The sequence below is a fragment of the Inquilinus limosus MP06 genome (genome assembly GCF_000767795.1).
GTDB classification, from domain to species: domain Bacteria; phylum Pseudomonadota; class Alphaproteobacteria; order DSM-16000; family Inquilinaceae; genus Inquilinus; species Inquilinus limosus_E.
In genome coordinates, this window is record NZ_JANX01000798.1 from 1 (window position 1) to 2,139 (window position 2,139).

The 2,139-nt window shown below is 69.7% G+C and carries 3 protein-coding genes; 1 reads left to right on the forward strand and 2 read right to left on the reverse strand.

Annotated features, from left to right (window positions below):
* Positions 1 to 112: 112 nt before the first annotated feature.
* Positions 113 to 736, reverse strand: a complete 624-nt coding sequence (locus P409_RS32490; RefSeq protein WP_034848371.1) for an FMN-dependent NADH-azoreductase — start codon at positions 734 to 736, stop codon at positions 113 to 115.
* A gap of 146 nt (positions 737 to 882) precedes the next feature.
* On the opposite strand from P409_RS32490, the gene P409_RS41055 reads away from it, so the two are divergent.
* Positions 883 to 1,356, forward strand: coding sequence for a winged helix-turn-helix transcriptional regulator (locus P409_RS41055; RefSeq protein ID WP_081992099.1), 474 nt, complete (start codon positions 883 to 885; stop codon positions 1,354 to 1,356).
* Between the two features lie 104 nt (positions 1,357 to 1,460).
* On the opposite strand, the gene P409_RS39590 is transcribed toward P409_RS41055, so the two are convergent.
* Complete coding sequence (locus tag P409_RS39590) at positions 1,461 to 1,694, reverse strand: DUF1127 domain-containing protein (protein WP_034848373.1); 234 nt, start codon at positions 1,692 to 1,694, stop codon at positions 1,461 to 1,463.
* Positions 1,695 to 2,139: the final 445 nt, after the last annotated feature.

A 2,139-nucleotide genomic window follows, 5' to 3' on the forward strand; every position in this document is an offset into this window, starting at 1 on the left:
CGCGGCGCCAGCGCGCTGGTGTGGCGCTTGCCCGTCCCGTTCTCGCCGCTGCGGGCCGGGCGGCGGACCGCCGCCCGGGACCGGCCGTCGCCGGCCGGCCCCGACAGCGGGATCAGGCCGCCTGCGCCGTGATCGTCGAGACCCTGTCCAGCGCGCCGGCCACGGCATTCTCGGCCACGTCCGGGCCGTAGGCCACGCCTTCGACCGCGATGCTCTCGACATCGGTCAGGCCGATGAAGCCGAGCAGGTGGCGCAGATAGGGCTCCTGGAAGTCATAGGCCTTGGCCGGACCGTCGGAATAGACGCCGCCATAGGCCTCGACCAGGTAGACCTTCTTGCCGCCGGGGACCAGGCCGTGCACGCCGGTCTCGTCGTAGCGGAAGGTGACGCCGGCGCGCATCAGGTGGTCGAACCAGCTCTTCAGCGTCGAGGCGAGGCCGAAATTGATCATCGCCGAGGCGATGACGATGACATCGGCGGCGAACAGCTCCTGCGCCAGGGTGTCGGCCAAGGCCAGCGCCGCCTGCTGCGCCGGGCTGCGCGCCTCGGCCGGCAGGGCCTGGGCGGCGACGAAATCCTCGCCGATATGGGGCAGCGGCTGCACCGCCAGGTCGCGGCGGACGACGGTGCCGGCCGGGGACTGCGCCTGCAGCCGGTCGACCAGCGCGGTGGCGACCTTGGTCGACAGCGAGGCGCCGCCGCGCGGGCTGGAGGTGACGAACAGGATACGGCTCATCGGAACGGGTCCTCATGGTCGAGGGGCAGGGGATGGGCCGGCCGGCCGATGGGAGGCTCCCGGGTTGATCGGACCTGGGGGTAGTCACATTTAGTGACCGAGGCTAAATTGATGACCGCCCGTGAGCCGCGCAAGGAGGCACATTTTTGGAACCCAGCAACACCCATGATCCCGCCCACGACCAGTGCCGGGCGGTCAGCGACGTGCTGGCCCGGGTCGGCGACAAATGGACGGTGATGGTGGTCGGGCTGCTGTCGGACGGGCCGATGCGCTTCAACGAGCTGCGCCGGACCATCGGCGGCATCTCGCAACGCATGCTGACGCTGACCCTGCGGGGGCTGGAGCGGGACGGGCTGGTGACCCGCACCGTGTTCCCGACGATCCCGCCGCGGGTGGAGTATGCGCTGACCGATCGCGGCGTCACGCTGATCGAGCCGCTGAAGGCCCTGTTCGCCTGGGCGACCGAGCACAATGCGGCGATCGAGCAGTCGCGGAAAATGTTCGACGCGGAGAAGCCGGGCGCCGAGGTGCCGCACCCGCCGCGCAAGGTGCCCCCTCTGGTCCGGCCGCGGCCGGCGGCGATGGCCGATTTTGACGCGAGCGGGCGGACCGGCCGCTGAGCTGAAGGACAGGCAAAAGAAAACCCCGCCGGCTTACGCGCGGCGGGGTTTTCGCGACCCGGATCCGGGGGAGGAAACGGACCGGGTGCCTCCGGTCGTGCCGATCACGCGGCGCGACGGATGACCGAGTCTTCGTTCGCGGCCACGGCCACGGTCGGGCGCAGCACGGCGACATTGTCGGTGGAGACGCGGGTGTCACGGGCGGCACGGGCCAGCCGCTCCATGATGGTGCCGCGGTTCATGCCGATATCGGCCAGCAGGCGGTCATCGAGCTGCATCAGGGCAGCATAGGCACGACGACGCTCCCAGGCGGCGACAAGCTTGTTGATCAGGTTCACTTCAGCATTTCCTTCTTCACGTGCCGCGTCCAGCGAGAGGTTCGCGGCGCGGTGTGCGTTGCATCGCACGAGCCGATATATGCGCTTACGGTAGCTATGCTTCCACCCCTGCTCTTCGCACCGCAGCAATGCATCGCCTGCATTGCCTGACATTTAGGCGCCGCCTCTGCCCAGCTTCTGCCTTGATGGCCGGGATTCGCCGCAATTCCGCCGCAAAGCGTCATGCTGCGGTGCAAACCGACCGAGCAGGGCCTGCCCGATGGATGGGCGTCGGAAGATGTTAAGTGTGATTACCATCACACTCCGATGTGGCGCTCCGGCAGGGTCAGGCCGTCGGCCAGGTGCCGGGCCAGCAGCTCGCCGGCGGGGCCCAGGCCGGGGGCGCGGTGCAGGCGGATATCGGCGTCCGGCAGTGGCGGCAGGCCGTCGCGGTCGCCCAGGCGCC